The sequence below is a fragment of the Brevibacterium sp. LAARM2_SD2 genome (genome assembly GCF_057364785.1).
Genome location: NZ_JBNFOM010000014.1, coordinates 41,210 through 64,615, shown reverse-complemented (window position 1 = coordinate 64,615; position 23,406 = coordinate 41,210). Strand labels below are relative to the sequence as shown.

The following is a 23,406-nucleotide window of genomic DNA, read 5'->3' as shown; positions in this document are numbered from 1 at the left end:
GCGGTGCAGGACGGCGGAGCGGCGGCGAGCGGTGTCAGGCGCGTGGGAGGGTCTGGTGCCGAGGATCTTGGCTCACCCGCCTCGGTGCGCGTGGTGAACCGGGCAGACGATCGACGACGGGAGGGGCGTCTGCGGTCCGTGCGGTCGCATCGAGGAGTCGGTGGGCCGTGGTGTTCCCCGCGCCGAGGTGGGGCGAACTCACCACCGACCGTGCCGTCCCAGCGCAGCGGGGGCAGGCGATCGTCGACGGCTTCTCGAGCATGGGGAAGGTCTGCTCGGTGTCGCCGCACGCATCGCAGCGGTAGACGTATGTGGGCACTGCATCACCCCTGACTTCGCTGGTGGAGGGCCTGATGTGACCGTACAAGCATTCTGTCAGCGCGGCGAGAGCCTGGGAAGACCTGTTGGGACATTCGCAGCGCGAGTGAGCGGCCGCCTCGGTGCGGGAGAGTGGCCGCGCCAGGGCGGGAGCGTGGCCGCGCCAGGGCGCCCGCTCACCGATTTCGCTGAAATCGAGGACGCAGAGTGTCGATTTCAGCGCCTCGAATCGACACTCTACGACCTGAACTCTCGCGGGGAGGCATCTGCGCCACCTCCACAGCGAGTGTGCGCCACGTCCATGGCGATTTGCGCGCAGATTCCACCCCCAGCCTGGCGCAGAACACCAGCAGCGGCCCGGGAAGCGGCGCGGAGGTCAGGAATCGGCGATGGTGACCTCGGTGAAGGTCAGTCCGGGGGCGAGCTCGTCGGCGGCGCGGCGGATGCGCTCGGCGGTGAGGTCGCTGATCGTCGCGAAGCCGCCCGCGCGTGCGCTGTTGCTCGCAGCTCCTGTGCCAGCCGCGCTTGCTCCCGCCGCAACTGCGGCCTCACCGGTGTCCGCAGCCCCAGTGTCCGCGGCCCCAGCCCCGCCTGCCCCTGCGCCGCTGCCGTCGCCCGCCTCACCCGACGCGCGCACGCCGCGGCCGCCGCATTTGCCGCGCAGCTTCTCTGGGAGCTGGACGAGGACGAACGACCGTCGTCCCTCGTCACGTCGGTTGGCCTCCATGACCGCCTGGGCCGTCGTCCCGGAACCGGCGAAGAAGTCGAGGACGATGGCCTCGGGGTCGAAGAACGTCTGTGCGGTGATGAGCGTCTTGACGAGGTCGACGGGCTTCGGATATCCGAACACCCCGCCCAGGCCGAGGTCCTCGAGGTCGTTCTGTCCGCCGAGGGCCTTGATGATCGAGTAGAGCTTCGAGCTCGCGAGCTCGTACGGCGTCACCCGCACCACCGCGTGCTTGCCGGGACCCCAGGGTCGGAGGATGTACTCGCCCGAGGCCAGCTTCGCGTCCACCTCGGCGAGCTTCCGCTCACCCTTGACGGCGCGGATGTCCTCGTACATGAGCCGCCGCTCCGACCCGCGCGCATACCGGCCGAAGCTCGCCCGCAGCACATCGGTCTCGACGAGCATCTTCCGCCCGTCGATGACCTCGACCTTCGCCGGGGCCTTCTTCTCCGTGAGGAACGCCCCCGCCGCGCGCGCGTCCCGGCCCCACACGTGGATGTAGTCGTGCCCGCGGACAAACGACGGGGAGTTGCCGCCACCCTTCGCGCGCTGGTGGATGAGGGTGCCGAGCGAATTCGCCTCCCCGAAGACCTCGTGCCCGAGCAGCTGCGCCCACGCGCTCTCCCCGTCGTCGAGGTGGAGGTAGAGCACGCCGTCATCGCGCATGAGCTCCCGGGCGAGGATGAGCCGCGGAGCCATGAAGTCGAGCCAGCTGCCGTGATCGTAGCCGTCGTCCTTGTACGCGTGCGCGTTGCCCGTGTTGTACGGCGGATCGATGTAGACGACCTTGACCCGGCCCCGATGCGTGGCGAGCAGCGACTGCAGCGCGGGCAGATTGTCCCCGACGACGAGGAGGTTCTCGTGCGGGTCGGGCACGTGGGTGCGCAGGCTGTGCTCATTCGTCCCCGGCGGTCCCTCGCCGAGGCGGCCGCCGGGAACCGTGAACCCAGCCCCCGGCGTGCGGCTCAGGTGGTGACCGAGCGCGAACGACTCCTCTTTGCCGGGCCAGGTCAGGGCGGTCACGGTCGTCTTCACCTCGCTTGATCGTCTCGACGGTGCCAAGATGGCTGTATGAGTATTTCACGAGTGGCAGTCGTCGGCGCAGGCATCATCGGTGTGGCTCTCGCCCGTGAGATCACCCGCCGGTTCCCGGACGCCGAGGTGACGGTCCTCGACCGCGCCGACCGCGTCGCGGCCGCCCAGAGCGGGCACACCGCGGGCATCGTCCATGCGGGACTGACGGAGGCGCCGGGCACGCTCGAGGCGAAGCTCGCCCGTCGCGGCCTCGAGCTCCTCATCCCCTACGCCGCCGGGCAGGGGATCGCGCTGCGCGAGTGCGGGCAGCTCGTCGTCGCCCAGGACACCGATGAGGTCGAACGCCTCGAGGACCTGCTCACCCGGGCCGAGAAGACCGGCGTGCCCGGGGTGAGGATGGTCGACCGGGCCGAGATGCGCGAGATCGAACCGCAGGCCAGGGGCGTGCAGGCCCTCTACTCACCCCATACCGCGATCACCGACTATCGCAGCCTCGCCGAGGCGCTCGCCGCCGACGTCCGGGAGGCCGGGGGGCGCTTCCGCTTCGGCACGGAGGTCACCGGCATCGACGTCATGAGCAACGAGGTGCGGGTGCGCGCTCGCAACGCCCCGAGCGACGATGAGGCGGACCCGAGCGAGACCGGCTATTCGACCGACCTCGAGACCATGCCCGGCGAACGGCCGCACACCGACGACGACCAGGTCGTCGACCGGCCGCGCACGTATCGCGGTGACGACGGAGAGCCGCAGGTCGAGGCCGGGAGGGGCGGACGCGGCGGCCGGCTCGGGGAGGAGCTGCACCGCCGGTTCGGGGACAAGGACTGGTTCCGCAGCGCCGAGGACAAGATCGACGAGTGGACCGGCACCAGACCCGTCGACCGGAACCGGCCGACCCCGCCCGCGGAGTTCGACGCCGGGGTCTTCGACCTCGTGTTCGTCGCCGTCGGGCTCCAGTCGGATCGGCTCGCCGCCGCGGCCGGCCTCGACCCCGAACCACGGGTCGTGCCCTTCGCCAGCAGCTATTCGCAGCTGGTGCCGCCCGCCGCCGAGGCGGTCCACGGGATCATCGGCTCCGTGCCCGAACCGGATGATCCCCTCGAGGAGACGATGCTCGTGCGCACCGTCGACGGCGCGCTGCTGCTGGGCCCGACCACGCACATCGCGCTCGGTCGCAATGCCGGGTCGGCCCGTGACATCGACTTCGGCGACCTCGGTGCGTCTTTCGGGTTCTCCGGTTTCTGGAAGTTCGCGAAGCGCAATGTGCGCTCCGCGGCCGAGGGGGTGCGGTCGGCGACGAGCACCTCGGCGTTCGTCGAGCGGATCAGGCGCTTCGCTCCCGATCTCGACACGGCGGAGATGACGGCGGGACCGCGCGGGATCCGCGCCGCGACGATCGATGCCAAGGGCGACCTCGTCACCGGGCTGACCGTGACCACCCGCGGCCGACTCACCCAGGTCCGCAGCGTGCCCGCATCAGGGGCGACGATGGCGCTCGCGATCGCCGAGCACATCGTCGAGCGCGCGCAGGCAGCGGGGCGCTGAGGGGCTCAGCCCTCGGAATCGCGCTTGCTCGTCGACCGCAGGGCACAGATTGCGGCGAGGGCGATCCCAGAACCGATCGGCGCGCCGATCATCGTGGGAAGGACCCGTTGGAAGCCTTCGCTCATGCTGCCCGTCAGCATGCCGATGATCGGCCACGCCACGACGGGAACCAGGCAGATCCCGATCCAGGTGAGGACGAAATCGATGGGGCGTTCGGGCCGTGCGGTGAAGAACCGCCGCAGCGCGCCTGTCTCGGACGAGGACACCGCTCAACCTCCTCAATGCTCGGGCCCACCAGTGTAGTTGCAGGTCAGAGGCCGATCAAGGATCTCGTCGAACGCGCGCAGGCTGCAACCGGGCGCTGAGGCGGCTCAGCCCGAGTGGCGTTCGAGGAACTCGAAGACCTCGGTGTCGTCGACGCCGGGGACCGCACCGGGTGGGACGGCGGCGAGCAGCGAGGCGTGCATCTTCGCCGACGGCAGCGAGTTGTCCTCCCACTTCGCGGCGAGGTCGTCCGGGGCCGTCCGGCAGCATGAGGGGTCCGGGCAGCGCGACTGCGAACGGATCGGCGACTCCCGACCCTCGAACCACTTGACGTGGGCGAAGGGGACGCCGACGCTGATCGCGAAGTCACCGCCGGGCAGCACCCGGGCGGTGCACCAGAACGAGCCCTGCGGGGTGTCGGTGTACTGGTAGTACGGGCTGAACCGGTCGGCGACGCGGAACACCGTGCGCGAGGTGAAGCGCTTGCACGCGAACTGCCCTTCGATCGCCCCGAGCGGATCGGTGGGGAACGGCAGGCCGTCGTTCGAGTACGCCTTGTGGATCGTCCCCGAGGTGTGGACCTTCATGAAGTGGACGGGCAGGTCGAGGTGCTCGGTCGCGAGGTTGGTGAACCGGTGCGCCGCGGTCTCGTAGCCGACGCCGAACATGTCGCGGAGGTATTCGACGGACAGCTGCCGCTTGCGCTTGGCCTCGGTGAGCACGGGCACGGCCTCACTCTCCGGCAGCAGCACGGCTGCGGCGAGGTAGTTCGCCTCGACGCGCTGCTGGAGGAACTCATGGAAGTCCTTCGGCGAATCATGGCCGAGCACATGCGGGGCGAGGCTCGTGAGCAGGTGCGTGCGCGGATCGAATGCGGCATCTGCGTTGGGCAGGTAGATGCGGCGGTTCGCCGTGTCGGAGATCGACCGGGTCGAACTCGGCAGATCCGAGACGTAGTGGAGGCTGAAGCCGAGCTTCTCGGCGATCGTCGCCGTCTCCCGCTGCGACACCGTTCCCGATTCGTACCCGGCGAGGCTGAGCAGCTCGGCGGCCTGCTTCTCGAGATCGGCGAAGTAGTTGTTCTTCTCGCGCATCATCTCCCGCAGCTCCCGGTTGGCCCGCCGAGCCTCCTCCGGGGTCGCCGCTCTCCGGGTGAGCACCTCGGCGAGCTGCCGCTGAAGTCCGACGATCGCCTCGAGCGCATCCTGCGGCAGGGACTTGATGCGCACCTGCGGCAGGCCGAGCGAGGAGTACATCGGCGAGGCCTGATTGCGTTCGGCCTCGAGCTCGAGCGCCTGCCGACCGTCGACGGGAGTCGGGTCGATGAGCTCGGCGACCTCGGTGCCGAGCGCCGCTGCGATCGCGGCGAGGAGCGTGACAGAAGTTTCCCGCTTGCCGTTCTCGATCGTCGAGATCTGCGAGGCCGCACGCCCCACCCTCTCCCCGAGCTCGCTCAGCGTCATCCCCGCCTGTTTGCGAAAAAATCGGATTCTTCTGCCGATGCTGAGGCTGTCGACGGGCTGGTCGAGATCGGTTCCCTGCGTCTGTGTGCTTGTCACAACGGCCTCCGAGGCGTCGAATCGGCGAGTGATGCGCGAGTGTGACCAGTATGACAGAACTGAGATTTTTCGCCAATGGGAAAAGCGCAGAATATTCTTCCCACTTTCCTCTGTCGCACCCCTTGCGGCCCCACCAAGATGGATGACACGAACCACCTCGGCAAGCAATCAGGAGTGAGAACAATGAGCGCCAACGAACTGCACGACATCGAAGCGATCCGCCGCGACTGGGCGACCAACCCCCGGTGGCAGGGAGTCGCCCGCGAGTACTCGCCCGAGGATGTCGTCAAGCTGCGCGGATCCGTCATCGAGGAGCACACGCTGGCCCGTCGCGGAGCCGAGAAGCTCTGGGAGGAACTCCACGATCTCGACTTCGTCAACGCCCTCGGCGCGCTCACCGGCAACCAGGCCGTTCAGCAGGTCAAGGCCGGGCTCAAGGCCATCTACCTCTCCGGCTGGCAGGTCGCCGCCGACGCGAACCTCTCCGGCCACACCTACCCGGACCAGTCGATCTACCCGGCGAACTCGGTGCCCGCGGTCGTCCGCCGCATCAACAACGCCCTGATGCGCGCCGACCAGATCGAGCATGCCGAAGGCGTGCAGACCGTCGAGGACTGGATGGTCCCGATCGTCGCCGACGCCGAGGCCGGCTTCGGCGGCCCGCTCAACGCCTTCGAGCTCATGAAGGGCATGATCAACTCGGGTGCGGCCGGTGTCCACTGGGAGGATCAGCTCGCGAGCGAGAAGAAGTGCGGCCACCTCGGCGGCAAGGTCCTCATCCCGACCTCGCAGCACATCCGCACCCTCCAGTCGGCCCGCCTGGCCGCCGACGTCGAGAACGTCCCCTCGGTGATCATCGCCCGCACCGATGCCGACGCCGCGACCCTGATCACCACCGACGTCGACGAGCGCGACAAGCCCTTCCTCACCGGGGAGCGCACCGCGGAGGGCTACTACAAGGTCCGCAACGGCCTCGAGGCCTGCATCGCCCGCGGCAACGCGTACGCTCCGTACTCGGATCTGCTGTGGATGGAGACGTCGCTGCCGGATCTCGAGATCGCGAAGCAGTTCGCCGAGGCGATCCATGCCGAGCACCCGGACCAGATGCTCGCGTACAACTGCTCGCCGTCGTTCAACTGGAAGAAGCACCTCGACGACGACACGATCGCGAAGTTCCAGCGCGAACTCGGTGCGATGGGCTACAAGTTCCAGTTCATCACCCTCGCCGGCTTCCACGCCCTCAACTACTCGATGTTCGACCTCGCCCACGGCTACGCCCGTGAGCAGATGAAGGCCTACGTCGAGCTGCAGGAGCGCGAGTTCGCCGCCGAGGACCGCGGCTACACCGCGACGAAGCACCAGCGCGAGGTCGGCACCGGCTACTTCGACCTCGTCTCGACCGCCGTCAACCCGGAGGGCTCGACGCTGGCCCTGTCCGGGTCGACCGAAGAGGCTCAGTTCCACTGAGCCGATCCGGCCCACAGACTCGGCGCGGATCGACGGTGTTTTCACGGGGTTTGCACCGCCGATCCGCGCCGGCACCTCCTACTTCCCCAGCCCCGCACCATCACCATCTCATCAGTCCCGCACAGCACTCACGACGAGTGAGGAGAAGTCCCATGTCACGCATCACGATCAACGCCCCTCTCGACTCCGGTTCCGACGCGATCCTCACCGCAGACGCGCTCGACTTCGTCGCCGACCTGCACGAGAAGTTCGGTGACCGCCTCGGCGCTCTGCTCGCCAAGCGCGACAACCGTGCGGCCGTGATGAACGACGGCACGCTGCCCCGGTTCACCCCCGACTACGCAGCCGTCCGCGCCGACCGCACCTGGCAGGTCGCCGGGTCGACGAGCGCCCCGGGACTCGAGGACCGCCGCGTCGAACTCGTCGGCCCGGTGACCGAACCCGAGGTCGTCGCAGCGCTCAACTCCCAGGCCAAGGTGTGGCTCGCGGACTTCGAGGACTCGACGTCCCCGACGTGGGCGAACATGATCGGCGGTCAGCACGCCCTGTACCTCGCGATCCGCGATCGGCTGCCCGGGGTGAGCAACCGCAACCAGCCGACGATCGGCATGCGCCCCCGCGGCTGGCACCTGCCGGAGAAGCACCTCATCGTCACCGCTGAGAGCGGCGAGCAGTCGCCGGCGATCGGGGCGCTCGTCGACTTCGGCCTCTACTTCTTCCACAATGCGAAGCAGCTCATCGACTCCGGATCGGGACCGTACTTCAACCTCCCGAAGCTCGAGTCCTCGCTCGAGGCCCGCCTGTGGAATCAGATCTTCGTCTTCGCCCAGGAGGCACTCGGCATCGACCAGGGCACGATCCGCGCGACCGTGCACATCGAGACGATCGACGCCGCGTTCCACATGGAGGAGATCCTCTGGGAGCTGCGCGACCACTGCGCCGGCCTCCAGGCCGCCGGCTGGGACTACCTCTTCTCCGTCGTCAAGAACCTCCGCCACTCCCCGGAGTTCGTCCTCCCCGACCGGGAGCGCCTGACGAACGCGCTGCCGCTGATGAAGGCGTTCACCGACCGCCTCGTGTGGACGTGCCACCGCCGCGGAGCCCACGCGATCGGCACGATGAGCAACCTCATGACCGACCACCCGGACGAGGCCTTCGTCGCCTCCGAGTTCGCGCGGATGCGCGAGGACAAGGCCCGGGAGGCCTGGCAGGGATTCGACGGCACGTGGGTGGCCGATCCCGGCCTCGTGCCCGCCGCGCTCGCCGTCTACGATGCCGCCCTCGGTGAGCGTCCGCACCAGTTGGACAACCTGCGACCCGACGTCCGCGCGTGCGCCGAGCATCTCCTCGACATCACCGGTCTCGAGCCGATCGTCACCGAGGAGGGGGTGCGGGTCAACATCCGCGTCGCCATTGGCTACCTCAACGAGTGGCTCGGCGGCAACGGCAACGTCGCGCTCGAGAACCTCCTCGAGGACGTCTCGACCGCGGAGATCTCCCGTTCGCAGATCTGGCAGTGGATCCACCACGAGGTGACCCTCGACAACGGACAGCAGGTGACCCGTGAGCTCGTCGAGCGCTACCTCGGTGAGGAGCTCGCCGTCCTCGAGCAGCAGCCCGCTGACCACCTCGCCGAGGCGGTCGAGATCTTCCGTGCCAGTGCCCTGACCGACGAGTTCCCCGAGTACCTCACGGTCCCGGCCTACACCGAGCACCTCGTCGACCGGGTGGCCAAGGGCGCCGTCCACGCCGCCTGAGCCCTTCGGCTCGACCGGCCCCGTTCAACCGGCCCGGTTCGACCGGCCCGCACAACTGAAGAGCTCAGCCCCGATCCGCATCGGCACCCTGAACCCGTCCGACTCGTCCTGCACAGCGAGTCGTCACGGGGCGCGGGTGCCGATGTGCGTCGGGGCTCAGCTCTCGTCTCCGCCCCAGCCCTCCGGCGGCCACGGCTGGCCCTCGGCCTGGGCGTTGAGCTGGTAGGAGATCGCACCGTCGAGGGATTCGCGGATGATGTCGGCATGACCGGCGTGCCGGGCGATCTCCGTCGTCAGGTGGTTGAGGATCCAGCGCAGACTCATGTCGAAGTCCGGCGGCATCCACGGATTGGCCACGGTCACCCGTGTGTCGAGGTCGATGCCGGAGTCCGCGACGTCGCGGCGGGCGGCGGCGATCTCGGTGACGGCGCGGTCGAAGGCGGCGAGCACCTCGGCGAGTGTCTGGTCCGGCAGGGTCCCGCCGTCGAATGAGCCGGAGAGCCCGAGCTCCGCATTGAACGCGGCGTAGTCGGCCTCGGTGGGGACGAAGTCCGGACGGCGGACCTGCTGCAGCCAGCTGTAGACGACCTGGGCGCTGTGGGCGAGCAGCCCCATGATCGACAGGGCGCTGACCGTGGGCGTGCTGCGCGCCTGCTCCTCGGTGAGGTCGAGGGCGGTGAGCCGCAGCTGCCCGCACTGCTGCTCGAGGAACGAGAAGAGGGCGTCGGCTTCGGTGGTCACGGACGGGGCGAAGAACGGCATGGCTGACTCCTTGGCGGTTGAGCGGTCGGACAGTTGGCACTGATCGAACACCACAAGCGTCTGCGGTTTTGCGGACATATGATGTCCGCATGCGAACCGAGGTCAGACTGCTGCGCATGCTCGCGCTGCTGAGCTCCGGGCGCGGTCTCACCGCGGCCGAGCTCGCCGCCGAATTCGGCGTCACCACACGCACGGTGCGCCGGGACATCACGGCGCTGCGTGATCTCGGGTATGCCATCGACGCGGCGCCCGGCGTCGCCGGCGGCTACCGTGCGCACAGCCGGACCCTGCTCCCGCCGCTGCAGCTGGCGGCCGGGGAGGCGATGGCCACCGGCCTCGGACTCGCCCTCCTGCGCGGGGCCGGACTGAGCACGGCGACCGCCGAGTCGGCCGGGCGGAAGCTGACAACGATGCTGCCGCCGACGATGGCCGCGACGGTCCGTGCCGTCGAGACCGCGGTCACCGTCGCCCCCGGCCACGCACCCGACGTCGACCACGAGACCGTCGTGACGATCGCCTCGGCGATCTCCTCCCGCCACCGCGTGACGTTCGCGTATGCGAAGCCGTGGACCGACGCCGAGGCGGAGCAACGTCGCGTCGAACCCGCCCAGCTCGTCGTGCTCGGGGCCCACTGGTACCTCTTCGGCTGGGACCTCGACCGCGAGGACTGGCGCGTCTTCCGCCTCGACCGGATGAGCGCGGTCCGGGCGACGACGTTTCCGATCCCGGCCCGCACGGTCCCCGACGCCGAGGCGGCCGTCCGGCGCGCCGTCACCGCCGCCGCGTACGAGCACACGGTCATCCTCGACGTCGATGCTGTCAAGAGCGAGGCCGAGTCCTGGTTCCCGACCCGGGCCGCGACGATCACCGAGGTGCCCGGCGGTGTGCGCATCGAGTTCGGGGTCACCGACCTGCGATGGGCGGCCGCGCTGACCGGGAGCATCCCCGCCGCCTGCCGGATCATCGCGCCCGGTGAGCTCATCGCCGAACTGCGCGCGCTGCGAACCCGGGTCGACGCGATGTGCAACGCCGAGGTGTCCGGGAAGTGACCGCGCGGTGAACCGCCCGTGCGGTCATCCATATACTTGAACCCATGACGATACTCATCGGCTATCTTCCTGCCCCGGAGGGCGAAGCGGCACTGCGTGCGGGATTCGCGGAGGCGGCACTGCGCTCCTCGAGCGCGGTCGTCGTCAACTCCCAGCGACGCGGAGCCAGCGGCGCTCCCACCGAGATCGACCAGGACGACATCGATCGCATCGTCGCCCTCGGCGAGGAGTCTGGTGTCGCCGTCAGCGTCCTCCAGCCCGACCACGAGGACGACGTGCCGGGCACCCTCAACGACCTCGCCGCCGAGCATGACGCCCAGCTCATCGTCATCGGGCTGCGGAAGCGCTCGGCGATCGGGAAGTTCATCCTCGGCTCACAGGCTCAGCGCATCCTCCTCGAAGCCGAAGTCCCCGTCCTCACCGCGAAGGCCTGAGTCTCACCGCAAAGGCCTGAGTCTCACCGCGAAGGCCTGAGCCCGACTGTCCCCGGAGGCACAGCTCACGGGCGGGGTGTGTCGAGGCCGTGACCCCACGCGAGGAGTTCGGCGAGTGAGACGCCCTGAGCGTCGCTGAGATCGGCGATCTGCGTGCGGCACGAATAGCCGTCGGCGAGGACGACGATGAGCTCGCGGTCTGCTCCGCCTTCTGCTCCGCCGTCGCCTGCGTCGCGCAGCGCCGGGAGCAGGGCCACCTCGGCGACGGCGACCGAGGTCTCGTAATGGCCCTCCTCGACTCCGAAGTTCCCCGCCAGCCCGCAGCACCCGCCGAGGAATCGCGCCGTCGCCCCGGCCCGGGAGAGCAGCTCGCGATCGGCGGCGGTGCCGAGCACCGCGGACTGGTGGCAGTGCGGCTGCACGGTCGCACTCACCCCGCGCAGATCCGGCAGTTCGGCTCCGACGGAGAGGAGGAACTGCGCGAGCGTCTGCACGCGCGATCCGACCCGGGCGGCGGCCTCCCCGCCGAGGAGTTTCTGCGCATCGTCTTTCAGCGTGGCCAGACACGAGGGCTCGACCCCGACGATGGGAACGTCGCCCGTCGCATCGAGGGCCGCGATGGTCTCACCGAGGTTCGTCCGCGCGACATCGAGCTGACCGGTGGAGATGAGCGGCAGACCGCAGCACACCGTCTGCTCGACGACCCGGACCGTGACGCCGGCGTGCTCGAGGACCGCGACGGCCGCACCGAGGATCCGCGGGGAGAAGTGATTCGACCATGTGTCCGCGAAGAGGACGACCTCGCCGAGGCGGTCCGCACGGGCCGCGGCGCCCGCACGGGATCTGCCCGCCCCCGCCTCGGCGAGGGAGGACCACCACGACCGGAATGTCGTCGACGCGAACACGGGAATCGTCCGGCGGGCGTCGATCCCGGCCAGCCGCTTGCCCACCGTGCCGATCCCGGGCAGCCGCGCCACCCGGTTGACCAGGGACGCGAGCGGGGTCACGGCCCGCGCCAGCTGCGGGAGGAACCCGAGCGAGTAATGCGAGCGCGGCCGCAGCCGTCCCCGGTAGGACTGGTGGAGGACCTCGGCCTTGTACGTCGCCATGTCCGTGCCGGTCGGGCATTCGCTGCCGCACGCCTTGCACGACAGGCACAGGTCGAGCGCCTCGGCGACGGCGGGGGAGTCCCACGCGGTGGCGAGCAGATCGCCGGAGACCATCTCCTGGAGCACCCGTGCCCGGCCCCGCGTCGAATGCTTCTCATCCCGTGTGGCCTGGAACGACGGGCACATGGTCCCACCGGTCGCGGCGGAATCCGCGCGGCATTTGCCCACCCCGGTGCACCGGTGGACGGCTGAGGCGAAGCCGTCGGCGTCCCCGGGATAGGCGAACGCGAGCTCACCGGGGAGCCGCTCGCGCTCGGGCAGCCGGGTCAGCCGGATCGCTGCGTCGAGCGGATCGGGATCGACGATGACGCCGGGGCCGAGGAGATGCCGCGGGTCGAAGAGCTCCTTGACCGCGCGGAAGAGGTCGATGACCTCGGGCGGGTAGAGGAGCGGCAGCAGCTCCGACCGGGCCCGTCCGTCGCCGTGCTCGCCGGAGACCGACCCGCCGTAGCGGGCGACGAGCCGCGTCGCGGCGACGAGGAAGTCCCGCATCACCGTCGTCCCGCCGGCCGCCTCGAGCGGGAAGTCGACGCGCATGTGCAGGCACCCGTCCCCGAAGTGCCCGTAGGGGATGCCCCACAGACCGTGCTCGTCGAGCAGATCCATGAGATCCCGGAGATAGTCGCCGAGGTGCTCGACCGGGACCGCGGAATCCTCCCACCCCGCATGGGCGTCCCGTCCGTCGGGGGTGCGGGAGACGAGTCCGGCCCCGTCGGCGCGGATCGCCCACACCTCGGCAGCGGCCTCGGCATCGAGGACTGCGGCATCGCCGGCACGCGCCTCGGCGATGAGCCGCTGCGTCTGACCGGCGAGCACGGCCTCGTCGTCGCCGGTGAGTTCGACGACGAGCCAGCCCGCGCCGTCCGGCAGCGCGGGAACCGCCTCGGCGCCCTTGGCCGCGACGACGCGATCGAGCATCCGCGAATCGAGCCCTTCGCACGCGGTGACGGGGAAGTCGCTCAGCAGCGGCGCGTCATGGGCGGCGGCGACCATGTCCGGGTACCCGAGGACGACCGCTGCGGTGTGGGCCGGTTCCCTGACGAGCTGCATCTTCGCCGCGAGCACGATGCCCCACGTGCCCTCGGAGCCGGCGAAGGCGCGACGGACGTCGAAGCCGTTCTCCGGCAGCAGGGCCTCGAGTCCGTAGCCGGAGACCTGCCGGGAGAACGTGCCGAGATGGGTGCGGATGACGCCGAGGCGGTCGGCGACGAGCGCGTGGAGGCGCGGGAAGAGCGCTTCCGGGTTCGTCTCGTCGAGGTCGACGATCGTGCCGTCGACGAGCATGACGGTGAGCGCCAGGAGGTTCGCGCCGGTCCGGCCGTAGCCGAGCGCGCGCGGGCCACACGCGTTGTTGCCGATCATGCCGCCGATCGTGCAGCGCGTGTGCGTCGAGGGGTCGGGTCCGAAGCGCAGACCGTGGACCCGGGCTGCCGCCTGCAGGGTGGCGTGGACGCAGCCGGGCTCGACCCAGGCCGTCTGCGCGGCCGGATCGAGGTCGAGGACCGCGGTCATATAGCGGGAGAAGTCGAGGACGATCCCGGTGCCGATCGCATTGCCGGCGATCGACGTGCCCGCACCCCGACTCGTCACGGGCACGCCGAGGCGGCGGGACACCGCGAGGACCGCCGCGACGTCGTCGGCACCCCGCGGGAAGACGATGGCCGCCGGCACGAGACGGAAGAGCGAGGCGTCGGAGGAGTAGGCGGCCCGGTCGGCGGGATCCGCCGTGACCTCGAGACCGGCCCGGGCGAGTTCGGCGACGATGTCCGCGACGGCGGGAAGAGCGGCAGACTGCCCGGTGAGCGGGCGCTCCGAAGTCGTCATGGTGTGCATTCTGCCACCGTCAGCGCAGGCGATCGAGTGCACCGAATGGGCAAATAGCGTTGCCATAAGGTGCAATTGCACTCCGTTACCGTTTTGTAACTATTCGGTGGAGCATAAGCTCCCCCGCTTCCAGTATTCGGGAAAAATTGGCGTCGCATAGGCGTCGTGGTATTTAATGGAAGGACATTTTCCTGTGGCGGTGGGCCACATGTGCAGGCAAGGAAAGAACAATGTCACGTCGCGCTCGTGAATTAACAGTAGATCAGACAGCCCTGGTTGCGGCTGTGAGGAGAATTTCCCGACAGCGGACCAAGATCAACACGAATTACGTCATGTCGATCCTCCGCGCTCGCGAGGAGGGAGCGACCTTCGGCGCCATCGCCGAGGCCGCCGGCACCTCGTCTCAGGCGGTGCAGGAGATCGTGCGGCGTCATGGTCGCGTCAAACGCGCAGAGAACTCTGGTGAGAAGGCCGGATCGCAGGCCGGAGCGGCTGGCTCCGGTGCCTCGGTCCCGGCCGCTGAGACATCGGCCGTCGCTGCCGAGTGAGTCATGTGAACGCGTGAAGCGCGGGGCCGCCGTCGGCGACCCTGCGCTCGCGCGCGCTCTCCGGCGCCCGGTGCGGCGCGGAGGCGGCACCGCGGGATGCGGAAATCGACAGTTCCCATGTATTGTCCCGGAATAATCTCTCCGAGTTTTCCGAATTGATATTTACACGGTAAAGCAGGATTAATTCTCGGCGTTAAACTAACCCATTCCGCTGGACTTTGAGTGGACGGAAGCTGAGCGTTCGATCCATGTCAGGTGAACGATAGCGTCGCGGAGATTCCGCGCGTCCGAGAATTTCCGATTGTGATGATCGTGTGACATTCGGCGGGCTCGGGCGGCCCGGCATGCGCGTGCGACCGCGCGTTAAGGTGGCCGCATGACAGCATCCGGTTCGCTGCCGCGCAGCCTCTCCGATCACCCGCTCGTCCGCATCGCGGCAGATCTCTCCGTCATCGCCTGGGAGCAGATGTCCCAGTGGCGTGCCGTCCTCGGCGCCGACCTCGATGCCTCGGTCGTCGACACGAAATCGTCTCCGAACGATCTCGTCACGGCCGCGGATGCCCAGATCGAAGCGCTCGTGCGCGGATATCTGCGCGCCGTGCGCCCGGGTGACCTGATGATCGGCGAAGAGGGCGCCGAGGCGATCGGCCCTGTCGACTTCTTCGGCCGCGTCCTGCTCGGGCGGCTGAGCTTCTTCGACCCCGGAGCCGGCGCGCTCGTCGCGGCCGACCTCGATGGCGATCAGCAGCTCGAGTGGCACGTCGACCCCATCGACGGCACGGTCAACTTCGTGCGCGGCATCGAGCACTTCGCGTTCTCCGTCGGCGTGCGCCGCGGTGCCGACGCGAACTTTGAGGGCACTGACCCTGAGGCCGCTGTGCCCGGAAGCGAGGACGAGGGCTGGCTGATCGGGCTGGTGGCGTCCCCGGGACTCGGGGCGACCTGGCTGGCCGGCCGCGGACACGGTGCCTACCGCGTCGACGGCCGCCTCGTCGATCGGCTCCCGGAGCCCGGCGACTCCGCTGCCGTGATTCCGGCGACCCGTCTGACCGGTGAGCCTGCGGGCTTGAGCGGGAGACTGCTCGCGACGGGATTCGCCTACACGGAGGAGGGGCGGGCGGCCCAGCTGGCGAAGCTGCCCGAACTCCTCTCCGGCTACAACGACATCCGCCGGTGCGGATCTGCGGCGATCGACCTCTGCATGGTCGCCGAAGGCAAGGTGACGAGCTACGCCGAGCGCGGACTCGGGATCTACGACTACGCCGGGGGAGCGCTCATCGCCGAGGAGTCCGGCGCTGCTGTGCGCCGGGGAGGCAGTCGCGGCGCGACCGCTGCCGCGGATTCGCCCGCCGAGCTCGACCGCCTCCTCGCCGTGGTCTGAACCCTGCCGGAGTCTGAGGATCCCGCGCGGGAAACTGTGACCTGAATAACGCAATATCGACGTCGTCTATTTCTTGAAGCTTAGGCTAAGCTAATGCGCAGATGGTTCACATCTGACCACGCACGCTGTCCCCTGAAGGAAGTAGAACACGATGATCTCGACCCGCCTCCGCCTCGGTGCCGCTGTCGGCGCCCTGGCCCTGGCCCTGTCCGGTTGCGCTGCCAGCGCCGAATCCAGCGAGCAGAGCACCTCGGGTGCCGGCACGTCGAGGTCGAGGACAACAACGGCACGCAGACCGTGACGACCCCGCCGACCTCCGTCGTGGCCACGGACAACCGCACGTTCGAGACCCTCGACTCGTGGGGCGTCGAGCTCAGCGGCGCCGCCGTCAGCCTCATGCCCGAAGGCCTCTCGTACACGACGGACGAGACCATCAAGAACCTCGGCAACCACCGCGAACCCGACCTCGAGCAGGTCGCTGCCGCGAAGCCCGACCTCATCGTCAACGGGCAGCGCTTCGCCCAGTACCACGACGACCTGCAGAAGCTCGCTCCCGAGGCCGTCGTCCTCGAACTCGATCCGCGTGACGACCAGTCCTTCGACGAGGAGCTGCGCCGCCAGACGACGACCCTCGGCGAGGTCTTCGGCAAGCAGGACGAAGCAGCCAAGCTCGTCGAGGACTTCGACGCCTCGATCGAGCGCGCGAAGGCCGCGTACAACGGCAGCGACAAGGCCATGGGCCTCATCACCACCGCCGGCGAGATCGGCTACTCCGCACCCGGCGTGGGACGCACCGTCGGCCCGGTCTTCGACATCCTCGATCTCGAACCGGCCCTCGAGGTCGAAGACGGCAGCGATGTCGACAAGGGCGACGACGTCTCCGTCGAGGCGATCGCCCAGTCGCAGCCCGACCTCATGCTCGTCCTCGACCGCGACGCCTCCTTCGCTCCCGACGAGCGCGAGAAGGGCTCGGCCCCGGCGGCCGAGGTGCTCGAGAAGTCCGAGGCGCTCAAGGACGTGCCGGCGATCAAGGACGACAAGATCGTCTACTTCCCGCAGGACACCTACCTCAACGAGGGCATCCAGACCTACACCGAGTTCTTCAACTCCTTCGCCGACAAGCTCGAAGCGGCGAAGATAACGGCAGGCCGCCGCGGCACAACGGGAAACGGCAGGATGACGACACCAGAGAACACGTCCCGGTCACGGGTGACGGCGACCGCCTCGGCAATGGGGATTCCCCCGCCGAGGCGGTCGCCGCCGTCGCCGGTCCACGCCCCATCCGATCAGCCGGGTCCACCGGCACCGCGGGCGGGAACCGGCTGCTGAGCTGGAAGCTCGTGCTCGCGACGATCGGGGTGCTCGGGCTCATCGCCGCCTCCCTGCTCACCGGGGTCTACGACATCTTCGGCGCCGCCGACGGTGCGGAGATGTTCCAGATCACCCGGGTGCCGCGCACGATCGCGCTCATCCTCGCGGGCGCGGCGATGGCGATGTGCGGACTCGTCATGCAGCTGCTCACGCAGAACCGCTTCGTCGAACCGACGACGACCGGCACGACCGAGTGGGCGGGCCTCGGCCTCATGCTCACCGTCATCATCTACCCCGACGCGACGATCGTGCAGCGGATGATCGGCGCGATCCTCGCCGCATTCATCGGCACGATCGTCTTCTTCCTCTTCCTCCGCCGCGTCTCGCTCAAGTCCTCCCTCATCGTCCCGATCGTCGGGATCATGCTCGGGGCGGTCGTCGGGGCGGTCTCGACGTTCATCGCGGTGCGCACGACATGCTCCAGAGCCTCGGCATCTGGTTCGCCGGCAGCTTCACCTCGATCCTCCGCGGCCAGTACGAAGTCCTCTGGATCGTCGCCGTCGTCGTCGTCGCCGTCTTCATCACCGCCGACCGCTTCACCGTCGCGGGCCTCGGCAAGGACATCTCGACGAGCATCGGACTCAAGTACAACCAGGTCATCCTCATCGGCACGATCCTCGTCGCGATCGCCACCGGCGTCGTCACCGTCGTCGTCGGCTACCTGCCGTTCCTCGGCCTCATCGTCCCCAACGTCGTCTCGATGGTCCGCGGCGACGATCTGCGCTCGAACCTGCCGTGGGTGTGCCTGCTCGGCATCGCGATCGTCACCGTCTGCGACCTCATCGGCCGGGTCATCATCGCCCCGTTCGAGGTCCCGGTCTCACTCATCCTCGGCATCGTCGGCGCGGCCGTCTTCATCGCCCTCCTCCTGCGTCAGAGGAGGCGCGGCTGAAATGAGAGACACGAGCATGAACGCCCCCGACCCCCGTCCCCGGCTCAGCGCGGAAACGGTCCCGGGCCCCGCCTCGGCGCCCAGGACGACACCCCGGCACTCCGGTGCGCTGACGACCCCACGGGCCCGGCGCCGGTACTGGACGATCATCGCAGTCCTCGCCGTCGCCGCGATCGCGATCGCCTTCGGGCTCCTCGCGTGGGACAACCCGCTGCCGATCACCGACGAGGGATTCTGGCTCATCGCGGGCCTGCGGGGGCGCAGCCTCGTCGTCCTCATCATCGTCGCCCTCTGCCAGGCCTTCGCCACCGTCGCCTTCCAGACGGTGACGAACAACCGGATCATCACGCCCTCGATCATGGGATTCGAGTCGCTCTACGTCGCGATCCAGACCTCGGCGATGTACTTCTTCGGGGTCACCGCCATCGTCGAACTCCGCGGCCTCGTGCCCTTCACCGTCCAGCTCGTCGTCATGGTCGGGCTCTCGCTCGCCCTCTACGGCTGGCTGCTGTCGGGGAGGTACGCGAACGTCGAGGTCATGCTCCTCGTCGGCGTCGTCATCGGCGGCGGGCTGGGATCGGTGGCGACGTTCATGCAGCGGACCCTGACGCCGAGCGAATTCGACGTCCTCTCCGCCCGCCTCTTCGGGTCGATCGCGAACTCCGACGCCTCGTACCTGCCCGTCGCGATCCCGCTGTGCCTGGTCGCGTGCGCGGCGATCTACCTCCGCTCCTCGCGCCTCAACGTCCTCGCCCTCGGGAAGTCCGTGACCGGCAACCTCGGGCTCAGCCATTCCCGCGAGACCATCACGATCCTCTTCTTCGTCTCGATCCTCATGGCCGTGTCCGTGTCGATGATCGGGCCGATGATCTTCCTCGGGTTCCTCGTCGCGATGCTCGCCTACCAGCTCTCCGACACCTACGACCACCGGTACGTCCTGCCGATGGCCGCCCTTCTCGGGTTCGTCATCCTCGGCGGCGCGTACTTCATCCTCAAGAACATCTTCTACGCCGAGGGTGTCGTGTCCATCATCATCGAAGTCATCGGCGGAGGCGTGTTCCTCTTCGTCATCATGCGGAAGGGTCGACTGTGATCACACTGTCCGGCGTTGCCAAGAACTACAGCGAAGCCACGCAGATCGGCCCCGTCGACCTGCAGATCCCCCGCGCGGTGACCGCCCTCGTCGGCCCGAACGGGGCGGGGAAGTCGACGCTGCTGACGATGATCGGGCGCCTCCTCGGCCTCGATGCCGGAGCCATCGAGGTCGCCGGGTTCGACGTCGCGGCGACGAAGTCGAAGGATCTTGCGAAGATCGTCTCGATCCTGCGCCAGGAGAACCACTTCATCACCCGGCTGACGATCCGCCAGCTCGTCGGCTTCGGCCGCTTCCCGTACTCGAAGGGCCGGCTCACCGTCGCCGACGAGGAGATCGTGTCCCGGGCGATCGACTTCCTCGAGCTCGGCGAGCTCGAGGACCGGTTCATCGACGAGCTCTCCGGCGGCCAGCGGCAGCGCGCTTACGTCGCGATGGTGCTCGCCCAGGACACCGACTACGTCCTCCTCGACGAACCGCTCAACAACCTCGACATGAAGCACTCGGTGCAGATGATGCAGCACCTGCGCCGGGCGGCCACGGAGATGGGGCGCACGATCGTCATCGTCATCCACGACATCAACTTCGCCGGCCACTATGCCGACCACATCTGCGCGGTGAAGAACGGCGCGGTCGTCGAGTTCGGAACGCCGGAGGAGATCATGACCACCGAGGTGCTCAGCCGCGTCTTCGACACTCCCGTCGAGGTCGTCGACGGTCCGCGGGGGCCGCTTGCCGTTTACTTCTGAGGGGGACTGCCCTTAGCGCCGCCCTCAGCGGGGCCGTTGTTCTCGGGCTTTCGCGCGTCTCCGTCAGCGGTTCGCGGTCGGAGCGGTCGCCTCGGCGGGGGCGGGGATCGAGGTCCGCACGGCGAGGATGACGAGGGCGATGAGCCCGACGATGAGGAGTCCGTCGGCCGCGATGTAGGCGAGATGGAGTCCCGACCCGCCGTCGTCGACACCGGCGAGGACGGCATCGGTGCGCTCGTTGAGCAGCGGTCTGATGGCCGCGACCTTGACGATGAGGACGCCGATGACGGTGCAGGTGAGCGCCCGGAACGCGGTGCCGACACCGTCTTTGAGGATCGCCCAGAGCAGGACCGCGGCGATGACGATCTCCACCCAGTTCATCGCCGTGAAGACGAGGCGGCCGATGCCGAGCCCGAGCGGGATCGTGATGCCCGGCGCCTGGAACTTCAGCGGCGCCTCGATGAGCGAGATGCCGATGATGAGGCCGAGCCACACGGCCGGCAGCACGACGCGCGCACCCGCGGACAGTCGCGAATCTTGGGGACCGAGAACATTGACCATGCCCAGGATTCTACTCCGCGTAGAAAACCGGTCGGCTTGTGTCTCACAGGTCGACGGCGGTCAGTTCGCAGCGGTCGGCGAACCGCCTCGGCGCCGCCAGAGGATGACGCCGAGGACCAACGCGCCGAGCGCGAAGAACGGGGTCGACGCGAGATCGGGGAACGAGAGGTTGTCGGGATCGGCGACGTCGCGGAGGCCGAGGCCGCGCTGGCCGACGGCGAAGAAGACGACGTTGTAGCCGCCGTGCACGCCGATCACACCCCACAGGTGTCCCTGGATGATGACGAGGAGGGCGGCGAAGAGCGCGAAGACGATGACGAAGAGCGCATAGAGCGGGGTCATCGTCGGATTGCCGAGGTGGAGGGCGACGAAGAGGAGCGCCTGGACGGCGACGGCGGGCCACAGTCCGATCCACCACGCCGTGCCGCGCAGGAGGAAGCCGCGGGAGACGATCTCCTCGCCGGCGCCCTGGAGGACGTAGGTGAGCAGGTAGAGCAGTGCGACGAGGACGAGTGCGGCGCCGCCGGGCATCTCCGCCGGCTGGGTGGGCCGGACGAGGTCGCTCGACCAGGCGATCGCGGTGCCGAGTCCGCTGATCGCCGCCCCGAGGAGGAGGCCGGTGGCGAAGGCGCCCCAGCGCGGTCGGCTCAGACCGATCGACGCGAGCCCGACCCCCAGACGCGCCCGCAGGTAGATCGCGATGACGGCGACGGTGCCGAGCACGCCGACGAGATAGCCGATGGCGCGGGCGGAGGCGTCGGTGAGCGACCACGGCAGCGGGTCGATGACCCCGGCGGCGAGGAACGGGATGAGGCCGATCGCGTTGAACGCGAAGCCGAAGACGGATAGCACGGCGGCGATGATGAGGATCTCGGTGACGCCGAGCACGCGGCGGGGGAGTCGAGCGTCGGAGGCGGCCGCGGGGATGGGGAGGGGAGGGGCGGTCATCGGCCCATCATAGACTGAGCGCATGCGTCTGTTCTCCCACGCCGTCGTGCGCACTCTCGACCCTCCCGCGCCGACTCCGACCGCACCGGCGGACGCGATCCTCGTCGACGGGGGAACGATCGTCGCGATCGGGACGCGGGACGAGCTGCTCGCCCTCGCGACCGCCGGAGCCGAGGCGGCGACAGGGGTGCTGACCTCGGACGATGGCGGGGCGACCGCCTCGGCGGGGGCCGCTGCGGGGGTCGAGGAGATCGACTGCGGGGGACGGGTCATCCTCCCCGGCCTCGTCGATGCGCACATGCACTCCGTCGCGTATGCGGCCTCGCTCGTCGACCTCGATCTGTCGGGGACGACATCGCTCACCGAGGCGGTCGCAGCCATCCGCGAGCGCGCGCAGACCCTGCCGGTGGGCACCTGGGTGGTCGGCTCCGGCTGGGACCTCAACCGCTGGGCGGACCCGCGGTATCCCGACCGCGCGCTGCTCGACGCCGAGGTGCCCGACCACCCGGTGGCGATGTGGTCGATCGACCTCCACACGGTGTGGGCGAACGGGCACGCGCTCGAGATCGCCGGCATCGACGAGGCGACCCCCGATCCGTCCGGAGGTGAGATCGTCCGTGACGCCGAGGGCATCGCCACGGGTCTCATCAGGGAGGACGCTGCGGATCTGCTCATTCGCTTCATCCCGGAGGTCTCCCGGGAGGAGCAGGTCGAGATGCTCGACCGGACGCAGCGGCTCTTCCTCTCCCTCGGGCTCACCGGGATCCACGACTTCGACGGCATCGCCTCGACGCTGGGGTGGAACGATCTGCGCGAGGCCGGCCGGCAGGACATCCGGGTGACGAAGTTCCTCCGCGGGCCCGAGGTGCCGTGGGCGATCGAGACCGGGTGGCAGACCGGCGGCGGGGACGACTGGCTGCAGCACGGCGGGCTCAAACTCTTCGCCGACGGGGCGCTCGGCTCGCACACGAGCCACATGTCCTCACCGTTTCCGGCACCGGAGCCGGCCGGGGTGGGCGTCCACGGCGCCGAGGCGCGGGAGGCGGCAGCCGATTCGGCCGTCGCGTCAACCGGTGCGGGGACGGCGGCGCCGGTGGCCGAGACCCACCTCAACTACGGCATCGCGCAGATGAGCGAGGACGAGCTCTTCGAGCAGGCGCGGATCGCGACGGAGGCGGGGATCTCCGTGGCGATCCATGCGATCGGCGATCAGGCGAACCATCATGTGCTCGGCGTTTTCGAGCGGCTGCGGCCGATCACGCTCTCAGTCGAGGCGCGTCTGGGCAGGCGCCTGCGGCACCGGGTCGAGCACGCGCAGTTCATCCAGCCGGCTGATGTCGCGCGGTTCGCCGCCCTCGACGTCACCGCGTCGATGCAGCCGCGCCACTGCATCTCCGACCTCCACCTCCTCCACCTCATCGACGAGTCCGCGCAGCTTGCCGCGTATGCGTGGCCGGATCTCGTGCGGGCCGATGCCGCGGTGATCTTCGGCTCCGACGGGCCGGTCGAGCATGCGAATCCGTTCGCGGCGATCTACGCGGCGATGACGCGGGCCGACATCGCCGGCGATCCGACGACGACGTTCCAGCCCGAGCGGCGGATGTCGGCCGTCGAAGCGCTGCGACTGCACACCCGGGCACCTGCGGTCGCCGCCGGCCTGGGCGAGCGGCGGGGACGGCTGGCACCGGGCATGGATGCCGACTTCATCGCCGTCGACACCGATCCGTATGTCGCCGACGGCCTCATCGACGCCGAGGCGCCGGCCGGTCCCGTCGGTCTGCTCGGCTATGTCTCGGAGGCCGCGCTCTTCGCCCACGCCGAGGCGATCCGCGACACCCGTGTCACCCTCACCGTCGTCGGCGGCGAGGTCAAGCACTCCGCGTGAGGCGCGCTGGCTCGGGAGGCGCGTCGCCACGCCGGCTCATGTCGGCCAAAAGTGAAATTGCCACTCGACTG

At 69.1% G+C, this 23,406-nt stretch carries 18 protein-coding genes and 2 pseudogenes; 12 read left to right on the top strand and 8 right to left on the bottom strand.

The features are described 5' to 3' along the window. Nucleotides 1-34 precede the first annotated feature (34 nt). On the bottom strand, nucleotides 35-319 hold the full coding sequence (locus AC2W7K_RS10495; protein ID WP_211978308.1) for an FmdB family zinc ribbon protein: 285 nt from the start codon (nucleotides 317-319) through the stop codon (nucleotides 35-37). Between the two features lie 375 nt (nucleotides 320-694). Beyond that, a complete protein-coding gene (locus tag AC2W7K_RS10490; protein WP_486006124.1) occupies nucleotides 695-2,080 on the bottom strand; it encodes a site-specific DNA-methyltransferase in 1,386 nt (461 codons plus the stop codon). A 51-nt stretch (nucleotides 2,081-2,131) separates the two neighbouring features. On the opposite strand from AC2W7K_RS10490, the gene AC2W7K_RS10485 reads away from it, so the two are divergent. Continuing rightward, on the top strand, nucleotides 2,132-3,622 hold the full coding sequence (locus AC2W7K_RS10485) for an FAD-dependent oxidoreductase (RefSeq protein ID WP_486006123.1): 1,491 nt from the start codon (nucleotides 2,132-2,134) through the stop codon (nucleotides 3,620-3,622). 5 nt (nucleotides 3,623-3,627) lie between these two features. Here AC2W7K_RS10485 and AC2W7K_RS10480 read toward each other — a convergent pair whose 3' ends face one another. Beyond that, nucleotides 3,628-3,888 (bottom strand): hypothetical protein, encoded by a 261-nt coding sequence (locus AC2W7K_RS10480; protein ID WP_211978306.1) that lies wholly within the window; start codon nucleotides 3,886-3,888, stop codon nucleotides 3,628-3,630. Nucleotides 3,889-3,993: 105 nt separating this feature from the next. Beyond that, nucleotides 3,994-5,445 carry a helix-turn-helix transcriptional regulator gene (locus tag AC2W7K_RS10475; protein WP_198500362.1) on the bottom strand — a complete coding sequence of 484 codons (1,452 nt, stop codon included), beginning with the start codon at nucleotides 5,443-5,445 and terminating at the stop codon, nucleotides 3,994-3,996. Nucleotides 5,446-5,628: 183 nt separating this feature from the next. Here AC2W7K_RS10475 and aceA point away from each other — a divergent pair, with 183 nt between their 5' ends. Both aceA and AC2W7K_RS10465 read left to right on the top strand, forming a co-directional pair. Then, nucleotides 5,629-6,912 (top strand): isocitrate lyase, encoded by a 1,284-nt coding sequence (aceA, locus tag AC2W7K_RS10470; protein WP_211978305.1) that lies wholly within the window; start codon nucleotides 5,629-5,631, stop codon nucleotides 6,910-6,912. Between the two features lie 152 nt (nucleotides 6,913-7,064). Next, complete coding sequence (locus AC2W7K_RS10465; protein WP_211978304.1) at nucleotides 7,065-8,669, top strand: malate synthase; 1,605 nt, start codon at nucleotides 7,065-7,067, stop codon at nucleotides 8,667-8,669. Between the two features lie 156 nt (nucleotides 8,670-8,825). On the opposite strand, the gene AC2W7K_RS10460 is transcribed toward AC2W7K_RS10465, so the two are convergent. Next, the gene (locus AC2W7K_RS10460; RefSeq protein WP_211978303.1) at nucleotides 8,826-9,431 is read right to left on the bottom strand and encodes a DinB family protein; all 606 of its coding nucleotides are present in this window, start codon (nucleotides 9,429-9,431) and stop codon (nucleotides 8,826-8,828) included. An 89-nt stretch (nucleotides 9,432-9,520) separates the two neighbouring features. Between AC2W7K_RS10460 and AC2W7K_RS10455 the strand changes: the two genes are divergently transcribed. After that, a complete protein-coding gene (locus AC2W7K_RS10455) occupies nucleotides 9,521-10,480 on the top strand; it encodes a helix-turn-helix transcriptional regulator (RefSeq protein ID WP_211978302.1) in 960 nt (319 codons plus the stop codon). Nucleotides 10,481-10,524: 44 nt separating this feature from the next. Next, the gene (locus tag AC2W7K_RS10450; RefSeq protein WP_140955366.1) at nucleotides 10,525-10,914 is read left to right on the top strand and encodes a universal stress protein; all 390 of its coding nucleotides are present in this window, start codon (nucleotides 10,525-10,527) and stop codon (nucleotides 10,912-10,914) included. Between the two features lie 65 nt (nucleotides 10,915-10,979). Here AC2W7K_RS10450 and AC2W7K_RS10445 read toward each other — a convergent pair whose 3' ends face one another. Beyond that, complete coding sequence (locus AC2W7K_RS10445) at nucleotides 10,980-13,907, bottom strand: FAD-binding and (Fe-S)-binding domain-containing protein (protein ID WP_249120936.1); 2,928 nt, start codon at nucleotides 13,905-13,907, stop codon at nucleotides 10,980-10,982. 332 nt (nucleotides 13,908-14,239) lie between these two features. On the opposite strand from AC2W7K_RS10445, the gene AC2W7K_RS10440 reads away from it, so the two are divergent. The 6 genes and pseudogenes from AC2W7K_RS10440 to AC2W7K_RS10415 all read left to right on the top strand — a co-directional run bounded on the left by AC2W7K_RS10440 (nucleotide 14,240) and on the right by AC2W7K_RS10415 (nucleotide 19,941). Further along, entirely contained in the window at nucleotides 14,240-14,455 is a 216-nt protein-coding gene (locus AC2W7K_RS10440) for a hypothetical protein (protein ID WP_140955364.1), read from the top strand. Nucleotides 14,456-14,831: 376 nt separating this feature from the next. Continuing rightward, nucleotides 14,832-15,836 carry an inositol monophosphatase family protein gene (locus tag AC2W7K_RS10435; protein ID WP_211978300.1) on the top strand — a complete coding sequence of 335 codons (1,005 nt, stop codon included), beginning with the start codon at nucleotides 14,832-14,834 and terminating at the stop codon, nucleotides 15,834-15,836. Between the two features lie 151 nt (nucleotides 15,837-15,987). Then, nucleotides 15,988-16,964 (top strand): annotated as a pseudogene (locus AC2W7K_RS10430) (siderophore ABC transporter substrate-binding protein); the annotation flags it as partial. A gap of 194 nt (nucleotides 16,965-17,158) precedes the next feature. Continuing rightward, nucleotides 17,159-18,099 (top strand): annotated as a pseudogene (locus tag AC2W7K_RS10425) (ABC transporter permease). Between the two features lies 1 nt (nucleotide 18,100). Continuing rightward, nucleotides 18,101-19,192: an iron chelate uptake ABC transporter family permease subunit gene (locus AC2W7K_RS10420; protein WP_211978298.1), complete on the top strand. Its 1,092-nt coding sequence runs from the start codon at nucleotides 18,101-18,103 to the stop codon at nucleotides 19,190-19,192. Next, nucleotides 19,189-19,941 (top strand): iron ABC transporter ATP-binding protein, encoded by a 753-nt coding sequence (locus AC2W7K_RS10415; protein ID WP_486006122.1) that lies wholly within the window; start codon nucleotides 19,189-19,191, stop codon nucleotides 19,939-19,941. Before AC2W7K_RS10420 ends, AC2W7K_RS10415 begins: the two co-directional genes overlap by 4 nt. A 63-nt stretch (nucleotides 19,942-20,004) precedes the next feature. Here the strand turns inward: AC2W7K_RS10415 and AC2W7K_RS10410 are convergent, their stop codons facing one another. Together AC2W7K_RS10410 and AC2W7K_RS10405 are read right to left on the bottom strand one after the other, a co-directional pair. Further along, entirely contained in the window at nucleotides 20,005-20,502 is a 498-nt protein-coding gene (locus tag AC2W7K_RS10410) for a hypothetical protein (protein ID WP_211978296.1), read from the bottom strand. Nucleotides 20,503-20,562: 60 nt separating this feature from the next. Then, a complete protein-coding gene (locus AC2W7K_RS10405) occupies nucleotides 20,563-21,450 on the bottom strand; it encodes a CPBP family intramembrane glutamic endopeptidase (protein ID WP_211978295.1) in 888 nt (295 codons plus the stop codon). Nucleotides 21,451-21,472: 22 nt separating this feature from the next. Between AC2W7K_RS10405 and AC2W7K_RS10400 the strand changes: the two genes are divergently transcribed. Then, on the top strand, nucleotides 21,473-23,335 hold the full coding sequence (locus tag AC2W7K_RS10400; protein ID WP_198500373.1) for an amidohydrolase: 1,863 nt from the start codon (nucleotides 21,473-21,475) through the stop codon (nucleotides 23,333-23,335). Nucleotides 23,336-23,406: the final 71 nt, after the last annotated feature.